Annotated in this window: 17 protein-coding genes and 1 pseudogene; 5 read left to right on the top strand and 13 right to left on the bottom strand. The window is 65.5% G+C overall.

The features are described from left to right. Positions 1-54: 54 nt before the first annotated feature. From ACVILH_RS08485 to ACVILH_RS08465, 5 genes are all read right to left on the bottom strand, one after another. The gene (locus ACVILH_RS08485) at positions 55-798 is read right to left on the bottom strand and encodes a di-trans,poly-cis-decaprenylcistransferase (protein ID WP_456712479.1); all 744 of its coding nucleotides are present in this window, start codon (positions 796-798) and stop codon (positions 55-57) included. Positions 799-834: 36 nt separating this feature from the next. Next, a complete protein-coding gene (locus ACVILH_RS08480; protein ID WP_006610310.1) occupies positions 835-1,215 on the bottom strand; it encodes a winged helix-turn-helix domain-containing protein in 381 nt (126 codons plus the stop codon). After that, on the bottom strand, positions 1,202-1,819 hold the full coding sequence (locus ACVILH_RS08475) for a hypothetical protein (protein ID WP_456712478.1): 618 nt from the start codon (positions 1,817-1,819) through the stop codon (positions 1,202-1,204). Before ACVILH_RS08475 ends, ACVILH_RS08480 begins: the two co-directional genes overlap by 14 nt. A gap of 159 nt (positions 1,820-1,978) precedes the next feature. Beyond that, positions 1,979-2,278 carry a DUF3551 domain-containing protein gene (locus ACVILH_RS08470; RefSeq protein ID WP_456712477.1) on the bottom strand — a complete coding sequence of 100 codons (300 nt, stop codon included), beginning with the start codon at positions 2,276-2,278 and terminating at the stop codon, positions 1,979-1,981. Positions 2,279-2,422: 144 nt separating this feature from the next. Continuing rightward, positions 2,423-3,397, bottom strand: a complete 975-nt coding sequence (locus ACVILH_RS08465) for a Bug family tripartite tricarboxylate transporter substrate binding protein (RefSeq protein WP_456712476.1) — start codon at positions 3,395-3,397, stop codon at positions 2,423-2,425. Between the two features lie 109 nt (positions 3,398-3,506). Here ACVILH_RS08465 and ACVILH_RS08460 point away from each other — a divergent pair, with 109 nt between their 5' ends. Then, the gene (locus tag ACVILH_RS08460) at positions 3,507-3,917 is read left to right on the top strand and encodes a VOC family protein (protein WP_456712475.1); all 411 of its coding nucleotides are present in this window, start codon (positions 3,507-3,509) and stop codon (positions 3,915-3,917) included. Between the two features lie 6 nt (positions 3,918-3,923). Here ACVILH_RS08460 and ACVILH_RS08455 read toward each other — a convergent pair whose 3' ends face one another. Next, entirely contained in the window at positions 3,924-5,252 is a 1,329-nt protein-coding gene (locus ACVILH_RS08455) for a DUF2330 domain-containing protein (protein WP_456712474.1), read from the bottom strand. Further along, positions 5,249-6,073: an RnfABCDGE type electron transport complex subunit D gene (locus ACVILH_RS08450; protein ID WP_456712473.1), complete on the bottom strand. Its 825-nt coding sequence runs from the start codon at positions 6,071-6,073 to the stop codon at positions 5,249-5,251. Before ACVILH_RS08450 ends, ACVILH_RS08455 begins: the two co-directional genes overlap by 4 nt. 160 nt (positions 6,074-6,233) lie before the next feature. On the opposite strand from ACVILH_RS08450, the gene ACVILH_RS08445 reads away from it, so the two are divergent. Then, on the top strand, positions 6,234-7,802 hold the full coding sequence (locus tag ACVILH_RS08445) for an AMP-binding protein (RefSeq protein ID WP_456712472.1): 1,569 nt from the start codon (positions 6,234-6,236) through the stop codon (positions 7,800-7,802). Positions 7,803-7,819: 17 nt separating this feature from the next. On the opposite strand, the gene ACVILH_RS08440 is transcribed toward ACVILH_RS08445, so the two are convergent. From ACVILH_RS08440 to ACVILH_RS08430, 3 genes and pseudogenes are all read right to left on the bottom strand, one after another. Continuing rightward, positions 7,820-8,929 carry an HD-GYP domain-containing protein gene (locus ACVILH_RS08440; protein WP_456712471.1) on the bottom strand — a complete coding sequence of 370 codons (1,110 nt, stop codon included), beginning with the start codon at positions 8,927-8,929 and terminating at the stop codon, positions 7,820-7,822. A gap of 217 nt (positions 8,930-9,146) precedes the next feature. Then, on the bottom strand, positions 9,147-11,429 hold the full coding sequence (locus ACVILH_RS08435) for a molybdopterin cofactor-binding domain-containing protein (protein WP_456712470.1): 2,283 nt from the start codon (positions 11,427-11,429) through the stop codon (positions 9,147-9,149). Beyond that, positions 11,426-11,916: pseudogene (locus ACVILH_RS08430) on the bottom strand ((2Fe-2S)-binding protein). The gene ACVILH_RS08435 and the pseudogene ACVILH_RS08430 overlap by 4 nt, the downstream one beginning before the upstream one ends. Before the next feature lie 324 nt (positions 11,917-12,240). Between ACVILH_RS08430 and ACVILH_RS08425 the strand changes: the two are divergent. Together ACVILH_RS08425 and ACVILH_RS08420 are read left to right on the top strand one after the other, a co-directional pair. Next, complete coding sequence (locus ACVILH_RS08425; protein ID WP_456716908.1) at positions 12,241-12,546, top strand: hypothetical protein; 306 nt, start codon at positions 12,241-12,243, stop codon at positions 12,544-12,546. A 31-nt stretch (positions 12,547-12,577) separates the two neighbouring features. After that, the gene (locus tag ACVILH_RS08420; RefSeq protein ID WP_456712469.1) at positions 12,578-13,249 is read left to right on the top strand and encodes a dienelactone hydrolase family protein; all 672 of its coding nucleotides are present in this window, start codon (positions 12,578-12,580) and stop codon (positions 13,247-13,249) included. 133 nt (positions 13,250-13,382) lie between these two features. Here ACVILH_RS08420 and ACVILH_RS08415 read toward each other — a convergent pair whose 3' ends face one another. The 3 genes from ACVILH_RS08415 to ACVILH_RS08405 form a co-directional block, all read right to left on the bottom strand. After that, on the bottom strand, positions 13,383-14,099 hold the full coding sequence (locus ACVILH_RS08415) for a polysaccharide biosynthesis/export family protein (protein ID WP_456712468.1): 717 nt from the start codon (positions 14,097-14,099) through the stop codon (positions 13,383-13,385). Positions 14,100-14,464: 365 nt separating this feature from the next. After that, positions 14,465-15,121 (bottom strand): peptide-methionine (S)-S-oxide reductase MsrA, encoded by a 657-nt coding sequence (msrA, locus tag ACVILH_RS08410; protein WP_456712467.1) that lies wholly within the window; start codon positions 15,119-15,121, stop codon positions 14,465-14,467. 130 nt (positions 15,122-15,251) lie between these two features. Continuing rightward, on the bottom strand, positions 15,252-15,569 hold the full coding sequence (locus ACVILH_RS08405) for a hypothetical protein (protein ID WP_456712466.1): 318 nt from the start codon (positions 15,567-15,569) through the stop codon (positions 15,252-15,254). Between the two features lie 359 nt (positions 15,570-15,928). Here ACVILH_RS08405 and rpsT point away from each other — a divergent pair, with 359 nt between their 5' ends. After that, positions 15,929-16,195: a 30S ribosomal protein S20 gene (rpsT, locus tag ACVILH_RS08400; RefSeq protein WP_008964367.1), complete on the top strand. Its 267-nt coding sequence runs from the start codon at positions 15,929-15,931 to the stop codon at positions 16,193-16,195. The last annotated feature ends 396 nt before the right edge of the window (positions 16,196-16,591 follow it).

Below are 16,591 nucleotides of genomic sequence, written 5' to 3'. Positions count from 1 at the left end.
AGCGGTAGATGATTCCTCGATGCGCGGAAAGATTGCGGCTCGGCCGGGCCGCCGTCAGGACGCGGCGGCCGGCGCGAGCGGCACCGCCTCGAGTCCGCCGAAACGGCGCTCGCGGCCGCGGAAGGAAGCCAATGCCTGGGCAAGATCGGCGGCATCGAAATCGGGCCACATGCGCTCGGTGAAATGCAGCTCGGCATAGGCGCCTTCCCACAGCAGGAAGTCGGACAGGCGCTGCTCGCCGGAGGTGCGGATGATCAGGTCGACGTCGCGCAGGCCGGCCTCACCGGTGACGAGATCGGAGAACCGCTCGCGCGTCAGTCCGTCGACGCCGCCAGCTTTCGCAGCAGCATTGAGGATCGCATCGCGCGCCGAATAGTCGACGGCAATGCGCAGATGCAGGGTGCGGCCGTCGCGCGTGGCCGCTTCGGCGCGGCCGATGGCATCGGCGATGCCGCCCGGCAGGCGATCCCGGCGGCCGATCACGGTGAGGCGGACGCCGTTGCGCACCAGCGATTCCACCTCGCTGGCGAGATAGACGCGCAACAGCGCCATCAAGGCGGCGACCTCGGCGCGGGGCCGGCGCCAATTGTCGCTGGAGAACGCATAGAGCGTCAGCGTGCCGACGCCCTGGTCGGGCGCGGCTTCGACGACGCGGCGGATCGCCTCGACGCCGGCCTCGTGCCCGCGCAGCCGCGACAGGCCCTGCCGCGTCGCCCAGCGGCCGTTGCCGTCCATGATGATGCCGACATGCAGGCCATCGACCACAGCAGGCGATTTCGGTTGCAGACTACTTTGCATTGCAAAGCTCCAGGTCAAAAAAATCCGATAAGACGATCAGGCGCGGCCGGGGATGAGGCCGGCCGACGAGGGCGCGTGATCCTTGCCGGCTGCCGCCGCGGCGTCGCGGACCAGGCGTTCCAGCACGGCGAGATAGTCGAGAAACCGGCGGCGCCCGGCCTTGGTGAGACGGCAGCTCGTATGCGGGCGATTACCTTCATAGCCCTTGGTGACCTCGACCAGCCCGGCCTCCTGCAGCACCTGGAGGTGGCGCGACAGGTTGCCGTCGGTCAGGCCGCACAACTGCTTGAGATCGGCAAAGGCGAGGCCCTTGGGATGCGCCATCAGCGAGGTTAGCAGGCCGAGCCGCGCCTTCTCATGGATGACGCGGTCGAGCCCGTCATAGGAAAACGGCGCGCTGCCGTCAGTCTTCGACATCGGAGTCTCCGGTCGCAAAATACAGAATGCCCGCCATCAGCGCCTGGCCGGCCGCGAACGGCAGCCCCATCGTCCAGGGCGACAGCAGATGTGTGACGCTGCCGACCAGCAGCACCGCGAAGCCAGCCAGGAAGTAGAACGCACCCGCCAGCGCGACCGTGCGCGGCAGCGAGCGCACCGAGGCGAACACGCCAAGCGACATCAGGATCTGCCACAGGCCGGGCAGCATCCAGAGCGCCTCCGGCGCGAACTTCCAGAGCAGCACGGCGAGCAGCACGCCGGCGATGCCGGCCGGCAGGAACTGCTCGACAGCCTGGTGAATCATGGCGTCCGCAAGGCCGGAATGATGCCGGCGCGAGCGCGCGCGCATCTCGATCCAGATCATCGCAAGCGACACGCAAGCTGCCGCGGCCCAGCCAAGCAGGAAGGTGAGCGGCTCAGCCGTGGGGTCGGGCAGCACGAATTGCTGGATCAGGGCGGTCATCAGCGCGACCGCCGCGGTCGCCGCCATCGTCGCCGGCCCATAGCCGCGGAACGCCGTGCCAGCCGCAAGCTGGCTGCGGATCGCGATGATGTCGGCCAGCGCCTTGTCGAGGTCGCGCATGTCTCACCCGGCGCCGCCTGGGGCGCGATTCACTTTGCGTTACAAAGTATACACGTGCGCAAAGTGAACGCAAGTCTGCCGGTCGAAGTGTTTCAGGACCTGCGCCTGCTGATACCACCCAGGCACGAGCAGGTGCCCGGGCGTCGGATGTGGAGGAGCTCAGTAATAATTGAAGCGATGAACGCGCCGCGGCGGCGGCATGTCGACGTAGACGGTGGGGCCTCGCCGGGCAGACTCGAACGCCACGCGCGGGTTGATGCCGCAGCCGGCATTGCGTCCGGACGCGCTGGCCCGGCATTGCTCAAAGGTCTGATAGGAGCAGTCACCGGGGTAGCCGACACCCCTGCCCTGCACACACCAGGGATAATCGTAGCCTCCGGCTGCGGCCGGCGTGACATGGCTGCCACTGACGAGTGCAACGCCGACGAGGCCGGCCGCCATCATCAAAACCTTGCGCATGATCTGTTCCTCTTCTGGCGGGAAGATTGCAGCACACTGGCATGGTCAAAAAACGACGGATTGGCGGAGCGGATCACCAAGCAAGGCGACGACGTGTAACGGCCGCGGCACGCCATCGCTCTTGCTGGCCAAAGCGCCTGCGACTCAATCCAGCTTCAGGCCGGCGAACTCGACGACCTTCTTCCACTTGTCCGTCTCGGCCGCGATCTGCGCGCCGAACTGCTCCGGCGTCTGGATCAGCGGGTCACCGCCCAGCTCGACAAGCCGCTTCTTGATGTCGGGCTCGGCGAGGATCGTGTTGACCTGCTTGTTGAGCTTCTCGACGATCTCCTTCGGCGTGTTCTTCGGCGCGCCCATGCCGAACAAGGCGCTCGCCTCATAGCCCGGCACCGTCTCGGCGATCGCCTGCACATCCGGCAATTGCGCCGAGCGCTCCTGGGTGGTGACGCCGAGCGCGCGCAGCGAGCCGGAGCGGATGTGTTGGATGATCGAGGGCATGTTGTCGAAGATGACCTGGACCTGGCCGCCGAGCATGTCGGTGATGGCCAGCGCGGCGCCACGATACGGCACATGCTGCATCTTGGTGCCGGTCATGGCCATGAACATCTCACCCGACAGATGCACCGACGTGCCGTTGCCGGAGGACGCCATGTTCACCTTGCCCGGGTTCTCCTTGAGGTAGGCGATGAACTCGGCCACGGTCTTGGCCTTGATGTCGCCGTTGACGGTCATCACGTTCGGCACGCGGTTGAACGACGCCACCGGCGCGATGTCGCGCACGAAGTTGAACTTCAAATTGGTATAGAGACTGGCATTGATGTAGTTCGCCGGGTTCACCAGCAGCAGCGTATAGCCGTCGGCCTGCGCGTTCACGACGGACTCGGTCCCGATATTGTTGCCGGCGCCCGGCTTGTTCTCGACCACGAATTGCTGGCCCAGGGTCTCAGACAGGCGCTGGCCGATCAGCCGCGCGAGGATGTCGGTGGCTCCGCCCGGCGGATAGCCCACCACGAAACGGACCGGGCGGGCGGGATAATCCGCTGCGGACGCACTGCGAATGGCGGCGACGGACGGGACGGCAGAAGCGATCAGACCAAGCGCAGTACGACGTGAAATCATGCGTTTCCTCGGATATATCGTTGAGCGTTCGTTGACGAACAGCCGACACGGACCGTAGCAGACGGCCGCCGATGCGGCGAGATGGATGTCTCAATCGGAGGGAGAGCTGATGCCGGTCAAGATCGATGCGCTGGATCACCTCGTGATCAACGTCGCGGACGTCGATCGCACGACGGACTGGTACCAGAAGGTCTTAGGCATGACGTTGCAGGTGTCCGACCCTGGCCCGGGGCGCGCCAAGCGGACCTCGCTGCTGTTCGGCAACCAGAAGATCAATGTGCGACCGAAGGACGCAGACAAGGTCGACTGGTTCACCGCCGACCATGTGATGGCCGGCAGCGACGACCTTTGCTTCCTGACGAGCAGCACGCCGGACGAGGTCGTCGCGCATCTGCAGGCGCTCGGCATCGCCATCGAGGAAGGCCCGGTCGACAGGCAGGGCGCCCGAGGCACCCTGCGCTCGGTGTATTGTCGCGATCCCGACGGCAGCCTCATCGAGATCTCGTCCTATCAGGACTGAGCCGCGTCACTTCGTAACGGTTTCGCCGCTCGCCGCCATCTTGGCCTCGATCTCGCTGCGCGACCAGCCGGTCAAGGCTGCGAGGTCGAGAGCCTCTCTGGTGAAGCGCGCCGACAGGCTCTCCCGATAAGACTTGGCTGCGTCGCACTTCGCCTCGCCGCGCCAGGGATGGTGCTGGACGTAGCGGCCCTGGAAGTTGCTGCGATCCTTGGTCTCGATGAAGACGATGTCCTCGGGGAATGACTTCGCATCATAGCGCACATGCAGCCGGGTCACGTAGGCATCCGAGCCGCCGCCGCGGCGGGCGGCACGGAAAGCGGTATCGTCGTCGCTGCCGATCCAGCGCGCGCCGAGCTCGACCAGCTCCTTGTTGCTCAGCGGATCCGCGGCGCACGGGTCGCACCATCCCATGTCCCAGGCATATTCGACGAACACCGCCTGCATGTTCTCCCGCGCGACCGCGCGCTCGAACAGCGCCTTGTAGAACGGGCCGAACTCGCTCTTGATATACAGCGGCACGTCGATGTCGGAAGGGATCTTCACGGTGCGATAATTGGCCGCCTCGATGCGACCGCTCCTGGTCAGGGCATAGATGATCAGGTCCTGCGGTCCCTTGGCGTTCACCGTGCCGAGCCGCAGCGGAACCATGAACTTGGCGCTCTGGTAGCGCACCTGCAGCGGCCGCAGCGTATTGTTTCCGATGTCCTTCATCCGCTCGACATTGACTTTGGCGACGAAGAACCGCATGCCCTGCTTGATGTAGCTGCCGAGCACGGCCTCCGCGCCTTGGGGAATGCGGTAGTTGTTGTCGGTCAGCCAGCGCGTTAGGCCGTCGCTTTCCTCAGCCGACAGGATCAGCACGTCGTATTCGGCAACGTCATAGCTGGCCTCGATGGTGACGCCGTACTGGCGTGACATGGCTGCCTCCCCGCGCGACACCGCCGACGGCATCGGCGCGGCCGCGCTCATGCGGTACATGATCCGATTGCAAGGGTCCTCGTCATGATATTCCACCAGCCGTGGCGCGGTGTATTTGTCGAGGTGATCGATCGTCTTCGGCTCGACCACGCCGATCTGCTTGCGCTCGATGAAGGTCGGCACGGGAACCACGACGGCGAACTCCTTGACGTCGCCTTCGAAGTCGCTGGCCATGGTGATCGAGGTCTGCTGGCCGTCACGCGCCAGCACCACCTTCGAGGACTGGTTGAACAGCTTCGAATCGGCCTGCGCCACATAGAAGCCGCAGAACGCCTGGGCCGGCACGATGGCCGCCTGGGACAGGATCGCAGCAGTCGCGACGGAGGCGCGGGCCATCTTGCTGAAGCGAGGGGTCATGTCGATACTCCTTTGGGAACGGACGAGAGCCAGGAAAAGCGGGCGGCCGGAATCAGCCGGTCAAGCACCAGCGTGAGCGGCGACAGCGCGATCAGCGCGACGTAGAGCGCCGGGCGCATCTGCATCACGAAGGCGAGGTAATGCGCGGTCACGGCAACTGATATCGCGAACAGCAGCCGGCCGGCGCGCGAGTCCGGCGTTGTCCGCGGGTCGGAGATCATGAAGAAGGTGAAGATCAGCAGCGATCCGCTCTGCAGCTGATGCAGCGGAATCACCATGGGATCACCGAGCCAGAGCGCGCGCATGAGCAACAGCACTGCGTGGCTACCGAAGAAATAGAACGCAATGTCCACGCGCCGGGACGCACTGAGGACGAGGATGGCGAAGAAGCCGGCGAGGCTCGCGAACCAGATTTCCGCTCCCCACTGGCCGGGCGAGATCCACACGCCACGAGACGTGAACAGCAGCACGACGATGGCAAAGCCGGCGGGATTGAAGACGTGCTTGCCCTCGATGCGCAGCACGAACTTCGACCCGATCGCGATGGCCGCCGCCGCTGCGTGGAGCCACAGCGCATCGGCCCGCAGCAGCAGGCTGAGCGACAGGCCGGTGATCAACGGTGATCTGACATCGAGAGGCGCGCCGGTCAGGCGGCAGCAGATCAGTTGCGTGACCAAGGTGGTCGTGACCGCGATGATGCTCGCTTCGGGCCGTGCGCCGAAATCGATCAGGGCGAAGTTGATCGACAGCAGCGTGGCCAATGCCGCGATCTGGAAATAGCGGGCATCAGGCAGCCGCCATGGTCGTGCCAGGGCCTGCATGCGAACCTCCGGGCGTGTTTTGCCGCGCCATTGGTCGCCGCCAAAAGGAGGCGGGTTCAATCCTGATTTGCTCGCGGCGGCCGGGAATGGCACAACGGTTGGACAAGATCGAAACGAAGCGGCCGGGACGGGCCGCGGACAAGAAATATCGGGAGCGAAGATGAACGGATCGAGGATCGCGCCCGGCACGGTGACGCCGTTCGACGGCATGGACGTGCCCTGGCTGCTGAAGCTGCGCAGCGAGGTCAGGCGCGATCATCCGTTCCTGATCTGGGCCCCGTTCGACGGGCCGGCGCGGCGATGGAGCTATGGCGAGTTTCACGAGCGCGTCGGTGCGCTCGCGGCCGGCCTCGTCAAGCGCGGCATCAAGCCGGGCGATGCCGTCCTGATTCATCTCGACAATTGCGTCGAGGCCATGCTCGCGTGGTTTGCCTGCGTCGAGCTCGGCGCGCTCGCCGTCACCACCAACACGCGCTCGGCGGCCGCCGAGATGAGCTACTTCGCCGATCATTGCCGCGCCGTCGCCGCGATCACGCAACCTGCTTATGCCGAAATGATCTCGGCGCATTGCCGCGGCATCCGCTGGCTCGCAGTGATCTCGCATGATCCGGGGCAGCCGGAAACGACGACCGCCGGCGATCGTTTCGAGACGCTGTTTGCCGATAGCGCCGACAGGCCGCGGCGAGCGGTCGATCCGATGGCGCCGTGCAGCGTGCAGTACACGTCGGGCACGACGTCGCGGCCGAAGGCGGTGCTATGGACCCACGCCAATGCGCTGTGGGGCGCCAAGGTCAATGCCGTGCATGAGGACCTGCATCAGTACGACGTGCACCAGACCTATCTGCCGCTATTCCACACCAATGCGCTGGCCTATTCGATGCTGGCAACGCTGTGGGTCGGCGCGACCTGCGTGATCCAGCCGCGCTTCTCGGCGAGCCGATTCTGGAGCGTGGCGCTGGAGCATGGCTGCACCTGGACCTCGACGATCCCGTTCTGCCTGAAGGCGCTGGTCGACCAGGACGTGCCGACGGACCACAAATTCCGGTTGTGGGGCACCGCGATGTCGGAGCCGACCGCCTTTGCCAAGTTCGGCATCAAGATCATCGGCTGGTGGGGCATGACGGAGACCATCACCCACGGCATCCTCGGCGAGATCGACCAGCCGAACACGCCGATGTCGATCGGCCGCGCCGCGCCCGAATACACCATCCGCATCACCGATGATGACGGACGGCCGACGGAGGTCGGCGCCACCGGCAATCTCGCCATCAAGGGCGTCCCCGGCCTGTCGCTGTTCGCCGAATATCTCTACAACGAAGAGGCGACGCGGACGAGCTTCGATGCCGACGGCTTCTTCCTCACCGGCGATCGCGTCACGCGGTTGGAGCACGGCTTCATCAAGTTCGGCGACCGCACCAAGGACATGCTCAAGGTCGGCGGCGAGAACGTCGCGGCCTCCGAGATCGAGCAGGTGATCATCACCGTGCCGGGCGTGCGCGAGACGGCTGTCGTCGCCAAGAAGCATCCGATGCTCGACGAGGTGCCGGTGGCGTTCGTGATCCCGCAGGCGGGCGTCGCATGCGAGGAATTGCCGGAGAGGGTGCTGGCCGCCTGTCGCGCCGGCCTCGCCGACTTCAAGGTGCCGCAGGAGGTGAGGCTGGTGGACGAGATGCCGCGCTCGACCCTGGAGAAAGTCGCCAAGGCCGAGCTGCGCAAGCTGCTCGATTGAGGCGGCCGAGCGCGCGCTCAGTGCGCGCCCATCGCGACCGGGCGGAACGCCTGCAACAGCTGCTGGTCGAGCTTCGGGCCCATGTTCTCCATGATCTGGAACGCGCGGGCATGCGTGAAGGCCGGGCGGTAGGCACGGCGCTCGATCAGCGCGGCATAGATGTCGACGATCGTGGTGAGACGGACGATGTCGCTGATCTGCTCGTTATGCAGCGCGTCGGGATAGCCGGAGCCGTCGAGGAACTCGTGGTGGTGCAGGATCACGTCGAGCATTTCCGGCGGGAAGCCGCCCTGCCGCCATAGCGCCTCGTAGCCGCGCCGCGGATGCTGGCGCAGGACCGCGATCTCCTCGGCCGTCAGCTTGCCCTGCTTGTCGAGGATCGCGACGGGGATGAAGGCCTTGCCGACATCATGCAGCAGCGCCGCGCGCACCAGCCGCCGCTGATCGTCCTCGCGCATGCCGAGATGCATCGAGAAGCCGACCGCGAAGCCGGTGACGAACAGGCAATGCCGATAGGTGTCGTTGTGGTGGCAGCCGACCACGGTCATCCATTCGCGCAATGAGGAGTGCTTGATCGCCTTCAGGATCTTGTTCTCGGCCGCGACGATGTCCTCCATCGTCAGCGCGACGCCCGCGGGCAGCTTCTCGAAGATCTTGACCATCACTGCGTGCGCGGCCTCGACGCCGCGATTGAGCAGCTTGCCGCGGTCGCTCTCGTCATAGCCGTCGTCGGCCGGCAGCGCCGAGCGGACCCGCTGCAGCACGTCGGCGGGGGTGAAGGGACGCGCGATAGTGTCGGTGGCGCCGAGCGCCCAGGCCTGCATGGTGGCGTGATGCAGCGCCTCGGCGAGAACGAACAGCCGCGGCACCTCGCTATAGGCGCGCGAGGACAGCTTCTTGCGCACCCGCTGCACGCTTTCGGGCGAGCGCAGGTTGATGTCGACGATCACGCCGGAGAAGCGGTTGCCGGGATTCTCCGGAATTTCGGTGGTCGGCATCAGGTCGACGTCGCCGACCGAACGCAGGATGCGCGCGAGCTCGCTGCTCTGGTCACCGCGATCGGACGCGAGCAGGAGATGGCGCCTGGTCGCGGTCTGGGTCACGGTCTGCTTGGCTGTCGCGCTCATACGTGCTCGCCCCTCTCGGTCTGCTGCACACGCACGTTACCGGGCTCCGGGTTCGACGCGGCTTAATCCGATCGTTCAAGCTGTCTGCGTTCGGGTGAGCGAAGCGTTGCGACAATCATTCAAATTGTAAGTTCTTTCTGCCAAAGCCCGAAGCAAACGAAAACCGCCGGAGAGGATCTCCGGCGGCTTCCCATCGATGCGAGGTTAGCGAATACGGCTACGCCTTCATCGCCGCCTTCACCGCCTCTGCGGTGATCGGCAGCGAGCGCAGTCGCGCGCCGCAGGCGTTGTAGATGGCGTTGCCGAGCGCGGGGGCGACCACGGTCACCGCGGGCTCGCCGACGCCGGTTGCCTTCTCGCCATTGGCGATCACTGATATCGCGACCTCCGGCACCTGGCTCATGCGCAAGGGTGTGTAGCTGTCGAAGTTGGTCTGCTCGATGCCGCCATCCTTCAACGTCGCCTTCTCGTACATCGCGAGCGACAATCCCCACAGCGCCGCGCCCTCGACCTGGGCGCGGATGTTGTCGGGATGCACCTGGGTGCCGACATCGGTCGCCACGGTGAGCTTCTTCACCGTCACCGCGCCTGAGTCGGCCACCGCGACATGGGCTACGCACGCGGTCCAGCTCGCGGTCGCGCGCTCCTGCGACGACACGCAGGCGACACCCATGCCCTCGCCCTTCGGCAGCTTCTTCGCGCCGTAGCCGGACAGGCCCATCGCGGCCAGCAGCGTATTGCGCAGCCGCTGCGCGCCGCCGTCATTCTTGCCCTTGCCGTCGAGCAGAGCGATGCGGAACTGCGCCGGATCCTGGCCCGAAGCGGCCGCGATCTCGTCGATCATGCTCTCGACCGCCCAGAACGTCCAACCCGGCGCCACCGAGCGGAGCTGCCCGGACGGCGTCGCATTATGCGCGAGCTCGTTCTTGATTGCGCGTACATGGTGGTTGGGCACGGTGTAGAAGAAGTCGGCGCCGTTGACCGTGAAGGAGTCGAGCGGGCCTTTCTTGTCGACCGAGGGCGACAGGAAGTCCGGGATGCCCCAGCGCGCGGTCGGCCAGGCCGAGACAACGTCGTGGCTGAGTGCGACCAGCTTGCCGCTGGCGTCGAGGCCCGCCTTGACCTTCTGGTAGGTGAGCGGCCGCGAGTAGTCCATCGTCATGTCGTTCTCGCGGGAATAGATCACCTTGACCGGCTTGCCCACGGCCTTGGCCGCCTGCACCGCCGGCACCATCATGTCGGCGTCGAGCCTGCGGCCGAAGCCGCCGCCGAGCCAGGCCTGATGCATCACGACATACTTGGGATCGATCCCGGCCGCTCCGGCCGCGATCGCGCCGGAGCGGGTCGCGAACTGATTGCCCGAGTAGATGTGCAGAATGTCGCCCTTGAACTCGGCGGTCGCGTTCATCGGCTCCAGCGGCGCGTGGATGTTGATGCTGGTGGTGTACTCCGCCTCTAGCACCTTCACCGCGCTCGCCAGCGCCGCATTGGCATCGCCGTCCTTGACGAAGAACTGGCCCGAGTCCTCCTGGGCCTGCAGCCGCATCGCCTCGGTGATGATCGTGTCGGTGCTGACATTGGCATACGGGCCTTTGTCGTAAGTGATCTTCAGCGCATCCGCCGCCTTCCTGGCATTGGCATAGGTGTTGGCGACCGCCACGACCCAGCCTGACGTGGAGCCGGTCTTGTCGTCGAGCACGACCGCCTTGATGAAGCCGGGGACCTTCTTGGCCTCGCTGTCATCGAGCGACTTCACGGTGGCGCCGAAGCGCACCGGCGGGGTCACCACCTTGCCGTAGACCATGCCCGGCAGCATCGTATCGATGCCATACTTGGCCGTGCCGTTGGTCTTCGACGGAATGTCGAGCTGCGGCACGGAGACGCCGATCATGGTGTACTGATCGGGCGTCTTCAAGGTGATCGCCTTCAGCTCGTCCGGCGTGAAGCTCTTGGTGATCTTGCCGCTCTTGACGATGTCGGCATAGCTCATCTGCTTCTTCGACTTCGGATGCATCACGACGCCGTCGCGCGTCACGAGCTCCTTGGCCGGCACGCCCATCGCGGTCGCGGCGGCTTCCGTCAGCGCGATGCGGCCGGCGGCGCCGGCGCGGCTCATCGCGTCGAAGTTCATCATCGTGCTCCAGCTGCCGCCGGTGATCTGGGCGCCAAGCACGGGGTCGTTGAACTTGGGATCATTGGAGGCGAGCTGGACGCGCATGTCCTTCCAGGCCGCGCCAAGCTCCTCGCAGATGATCTGTGCCATCGTGGAGGCGATATGCTGACCCATGTCGGCCTTTCCGCACGTCACGGTGACGAGACCGTCGGGCGCGATCGCGTACCACACGGTCGGCTTGAAGGCCGAGGGTGTGGTGGCCGCGAGCGCGGAATCGGCGAGGCCGGCATAGCCGAGCACGAGGCCTGACGCGGCGGTGCCGACCAGGAAGGAACGGCGGCTGAGATCTGTTGCCATAGCAGGCGCTGCTTTCACGTGCTGGTTCATGTCGCCCTCCGGTCGCTGCCGTTCGACGCGGTGCGCATCTCGGATGCGGCGCGCTGGATCGCCTTCTGAATCCGCGAATAGGTCATGCAACGGCAGAGATTGCCGTCCATATGGGCTGTGATCTCCTCCTTGGTCGGGCTCGTGGTCTTGGCGAGCAGCGAGGCGGCCTGCATGATCTGTCCCGATTGGCAGTAGCCGCATTGCGGCACCTGCTCGGCGATCCACGCCTTCTGCAAGGGATGATCGCCCTTTTGCGACAGGCCTTCGATGGTGGTGATCTTCTTGTCCTTGACGTCGCCGACCACAGTCTGGCACGAGCGCACCGCCTCGCCGTTGACGTGCACGGTGCAGGCGCCGCACAGCCCCGCGCCGCAGCCGAACTTGGTGCCGGTCATCTGCAACTGCTCGCGCGGATGACCCATAGCAGCGGCGTATCGTTCGCCGCATCGACGGACATGGTCCGTCCATTGATGGTGAGATTAGGCATGTGGTTTCTTCCCCGCCCGGCGTGCGACTTCGCTTACGGCGAAGTTCGGTTGTGAGACGCCGGCACCCACCGGTTCGATGCCAGCCTGCCCGAAAGAATGATCGCGTCGGCGGAGCGACGCAACGAATTTTGGAACACCGCTTTGCGAAAGAATTCGGCAATTCGCGTTGTGCGACGCAGAAGCTGTGGGATCGCAGCGCCGCATCGGCTAAGAAGAAAGCAGCCGACGGTACGCGAGGAAGAGGTCAGCTCATGAGATTACAGGCCTACGCCAATCAGTGCGCTGGCGCCGCGATGCTCGCATCCGTGCTGCAGATCGCCACGATGCTGATCCCGGAGCAAGCCAAAGCCCAGCAGCCCCTGCCGCTCTCCGTTCGTGCGCCTTTCACAGCGACGTTATCCAACGTGTCGCCGCTTGCCTTCGGCATGGATGTCGGGGAGACATCGCGCGTGCTGGCGCAGCCGCTGATCTATCTCAATGGCACGCCGGGCAACGAGACCTTTCTCGCCTTGCGCGATCTCGGCGGCAGCAGGCTGGTGCCGCAGCATCACCGCCTGTTTCTCAAGTTCCGCAAGGGGCGGCTGACGGGTTGGAAAGAGGACTACGGCACCAACTGGATGTGGCGCTGAGCGCGGCGCGACCATTTGCAGAGGACAGAACGTGGGACAGGACATCAAGCTCACCGCATCGGACGGCGTCCAGCTCGGCGCTTACAGGGCTGACCCGACCGCAACGCCCAAGGGCGCGCTGGTCGTGATCCAGGAGATTTTCGGCGTCAACCACCACATCCGCAACGTCTGCGACCGGCTCGCCGCCGAAGGCTATGTCGCCATCGCGCCGGCGATCTTCGACCGCGTCGAGCCCAACTTCACCTCGGGCTACTCGCCGGACGAGATCGCCGTGGCGCGGAAGTTCGTCGCCAATCCGGATTGGCAGGCGTTCCTGCGCGATACCCAGGCGGCGATCGATGCGGTGAAGGCTGTCGGCCCGGTCGGCATCATCGGCTTCTGCCTCGGCGGCAGCATCGCCTATGCGGCGGCGACCAAGCTCACCGGGCTGAAGGCCGCGGTTGGATATTATGGCGGCGCCGTCGTGCGCTTCGCCGAGGACAAGCCGACCGTGCCCACGCAGTTGCATTTCGGCGAGAAGGACACGGGCATTCCGCTCGCTGACGTCGAGACCATCAAGGCCAAGCGGCCGGATGTCGAGATCTTCGTCTATCCCGGCGCCCAGCATGGCTTCGGCTGCGACGAGCGTGCGAGCTACGACAAGGAAAGCTCGGATCTGGCGTGGACGCGCAGCCTGGCGTTCTTCGCGCAGCACCTGCGCTGAACAACACCACCGTCATTGCGAGGAGCGAAGCGACGAAGCAATCCAGGGCCGCGCATGACGCCCCTGGATTGCTTTGCTTCGCTCGCAATGACTGAGGATCGAATGGCCGCCTTGCTACGACCAAGGCAGCCGTTCAGAACCAGCGCTCGCTGACCTGGATCGTGTCGCCGGGCTTCAGCGATGTGCCGAGCGGAACCTCGTAGCGAGCGGCTCCGGCCGCATCGGTGTGCGTCAGCGTGACGATGTCCCGTCGCGCCCGCGGCGAGAAGCCGCCGGCGATGGCGATGGCGCTCTCCACCGTCATGTTGGGCACGTAAGGATATTGGCCGGGCGCCTGCACCTCGCCGAGGATGAAGAACGGACGGTAGGCTTCGATCTCCACCGCCACCGACGGCTCGCGGATGTAGCCGTTGCGCAGCTTGGCGGTGATCTCGGCGGCGAGACCGGCGGTGGTGCGGCCACGCGCCGGCACGCTGCCGATCAGCGGCATGGTGATCGAGCCGGACGCATCGATCGCATAGGTGTTGGTCAGGCCCTCCTGGCCGTAGACGACGACGCGCAGCTTGTCGCCGGCATCGAGATGATAGGCGGCGTCGCGCCGCGCCGGCGCGTAGCCGGCAGGCATGACGTAGGCGCCCGGACTGGGCGCGGCGGCGAAGGCGTTGCGCAGCGCGGGGATCGCTCCGCCCTGCCCGGTGGCGGCAACCGGGCCGGTCGAAGGTGTCCCATAGGCCATGGCGTCGAGATCACTCTGCGGTTGGCCGACAGCAACGGGGGAGGCCGTGTGCATGCAGCCCGACAGCAGCATCGTGGACAAGACGGCAATGACCGGAAGTAACAACGCGCGCACTCGAACAATCCTTGAATGAGGATGTGCCCTAGTCATGCGCGGTTAAGGTTAACAAATCGTTGGCGCGTGTGGCCGGCGCCGGGCGCAAGCGGGGCCTGTTGCAGATCGGCTGCAAAGTCGCCCTACCGGGGCTCTTGCATACGACGATCGCAGTTTTGCGCTCGCCTTTCTCCACCTCGTCATGGCCGGGCCTGTCCCGGCCATCCACGTCGTCCGGCATGCCGAGAAGGACGTGGATGCCCGGGACACGCCCGGGCATGACGGAGTAACTCACCAGCAGGATCGTTGGTCCCGACAGCTCCGCATCTCATCTGCGATAGCCTGTCCGCCGGACGGACGCGGTGCGTTAATCGCGCGCCTGCAGTTTAAGCGCTCACGCCCACGCCGATCGGACACGCGACGCCGGTGCCGCCGAGACCGCAATAGCCGGCCGGGTTCTTCGCCAGATATTGCTGATGATAGTCCTCGGCGAAATAGAACGGTCCGGACGGCGCGATCTCCGTGGTGATGGCGCCGAGCCCCTTGGCACGCAGCGCCTGCTCATAAGCGGACTTCGATGCCTCTGCCGCCTCACGCTGCGCGTCGCTGAAGGTGTAGATCGCCGAGCGATATTGCGTGCCGACATCGTTGCCCTGGCGCATGCCCTGGGTCGGGTCGTGGCTCTCCCAGAACGTCTTCAAGAGACGCTCATAGGACATGACCTTGGGATCGAACACGACGAGCACGACCTCGGTATGCGCGGTCAGTCCCGAGCACACCTCCTCATAGGTCGGGTTCGGCGTATGACCGCCGGCATAGCCGACGGCCGTGATGTGAATGCCGTCGCCGAGTTGCCAGAACTTGCGCTCGGCGCCCCAGAAGCAGCCGAGCCCGAACACGGCCTGCTCGAGGCCGGCGGGATAGGGCGGCAGCAGGCGGCGGCCGTTGACGAAATGGGTGCTTGCGGTCGGGATCGGCTGGGCGCGGCCGGGCAGCGCCTCAGTGGCGGTCGGCAGGGCAGCGGGCTTGCGCATGAAGAACATGGGGCGTCTCCGGGCATGGCCGGACGCCGCCGGAACGGGCTCCGGCGGCGCGATGGCCGTTGGTCGGGGAATATATAGGTCTCTACGCTGTCCGCCGCAGCGTTGTTACGCCGCGCCTGCGCCCCGGCGCTCAGTCGCGCGCATAGCCGATCAGCGGCTTGCGCGGCCGGAACAGCAGCATCAAGAGGATCCCGAGCAGGCCGAGCACGGCGAACACCGGCTGGTCCAGGAAGCCCTTCACGATCCAGTCCCACAGGAACGGCGCCTTGGCCTCGACCCAGGCCTTGAAGGCGGCCTGGCTGGCCTGATGGACGTCGTTCCAGAGCTGGCCGAACCGGGTGAACTGCAGGGCCTGGTCGGCGACCCAGCGGGCGCCGTCATAGACCAGGAAGATGAAGCTTCCGGCCAGCAGCAACAGCCCCACCAGGCGGAAAAAACCGCGGATCATGCCTCACCTGCCCTCTCTCGCTCGCCCCATGGGGCAGCAAGGCCATAGCGGGGCCTCCTTAGAAATTCAACCTCGTCAGGGGTTTAGAACCGGCTTTTGGCCGGTTCCGGCGCGCGAAGCGGCTTCCGAGACCGTTGACGGTCGGCGGTGTCGCGCCTATAAGGTCCGCCACTGGCGGTGGGCGCAATCCCGCCGCCGCTGTTCTTTGAGCAGCGCCGATCCGCCGAGCAACCGCTCCGGTCATGGCATTCTCAGAGAGGCGTCCGAACAACCCACCGCGTCGATGGGACCGCGTCAAGCGGGCCGCGCGCGTACCCGCACAAGCGGCGACTGCTCGCCGCCGAAGGATATTTGAGAGCATGGCCAACACGACCTCCGCGAAGAAAGCGACGCGCAAGATTGCCCGCCGCACCATCATCAACAAGTCGCGCCGCACCCAGATGCGTGGTGCCGTCCGCTCCGTCGAGGACGCGATCAAGAAGGGCGACCGCGAGGCCGCGCTGAAGGCGATGGCCAACGCCGAGCCGCAGCTGATGCGCGCCGCGCAGCGCAACATCATTCACAAGAACAACGCCAGCCGCAAAGTCTCGCGCCTCGTTCATCAGATCGCGAAGCTCGCGAAGTGAACCGATCGCGCGACTGAAACACCGCGCGACTGACGAACTATCAAGATGCAAACAGCCCGGCTCACGCCGGGCTTTTCTTTTGCGCATGCCGTTGCAGATGTGCGTGGCAGATGTGCGTGCTGTTGCGGCGCGCTGCTCGATCGCAGTCTCGCAGCTCTATTTCATGGCGACATCACTGCAGCGATGCATTCTCCGCGTGCTGGAACATGCGCGGTGTCGCGTGCTCCTGACACGTTCCGTAGTCCTACGTATCGTTCCGTAAATTTACGCGGTGACAAAATTATCTCACCGGAAACAGCTGCGAATCTGCGCGTCGCGGCTGCGCATCGATGTCAAGAGCGCACGATGTCTCCGCGCGCCCTACGCAACGCACGCGGCGGGAGTTACCCGCTTCCA

This window comes from Bradyrhizobium sp. USDA 4353, from assembly GCF_054063215.1.
The sequence above is the reverse complement of the archived record's forward strand: the minus strand, read 5'-3'. Positions and strand labels throughout refer to the sequence as shown.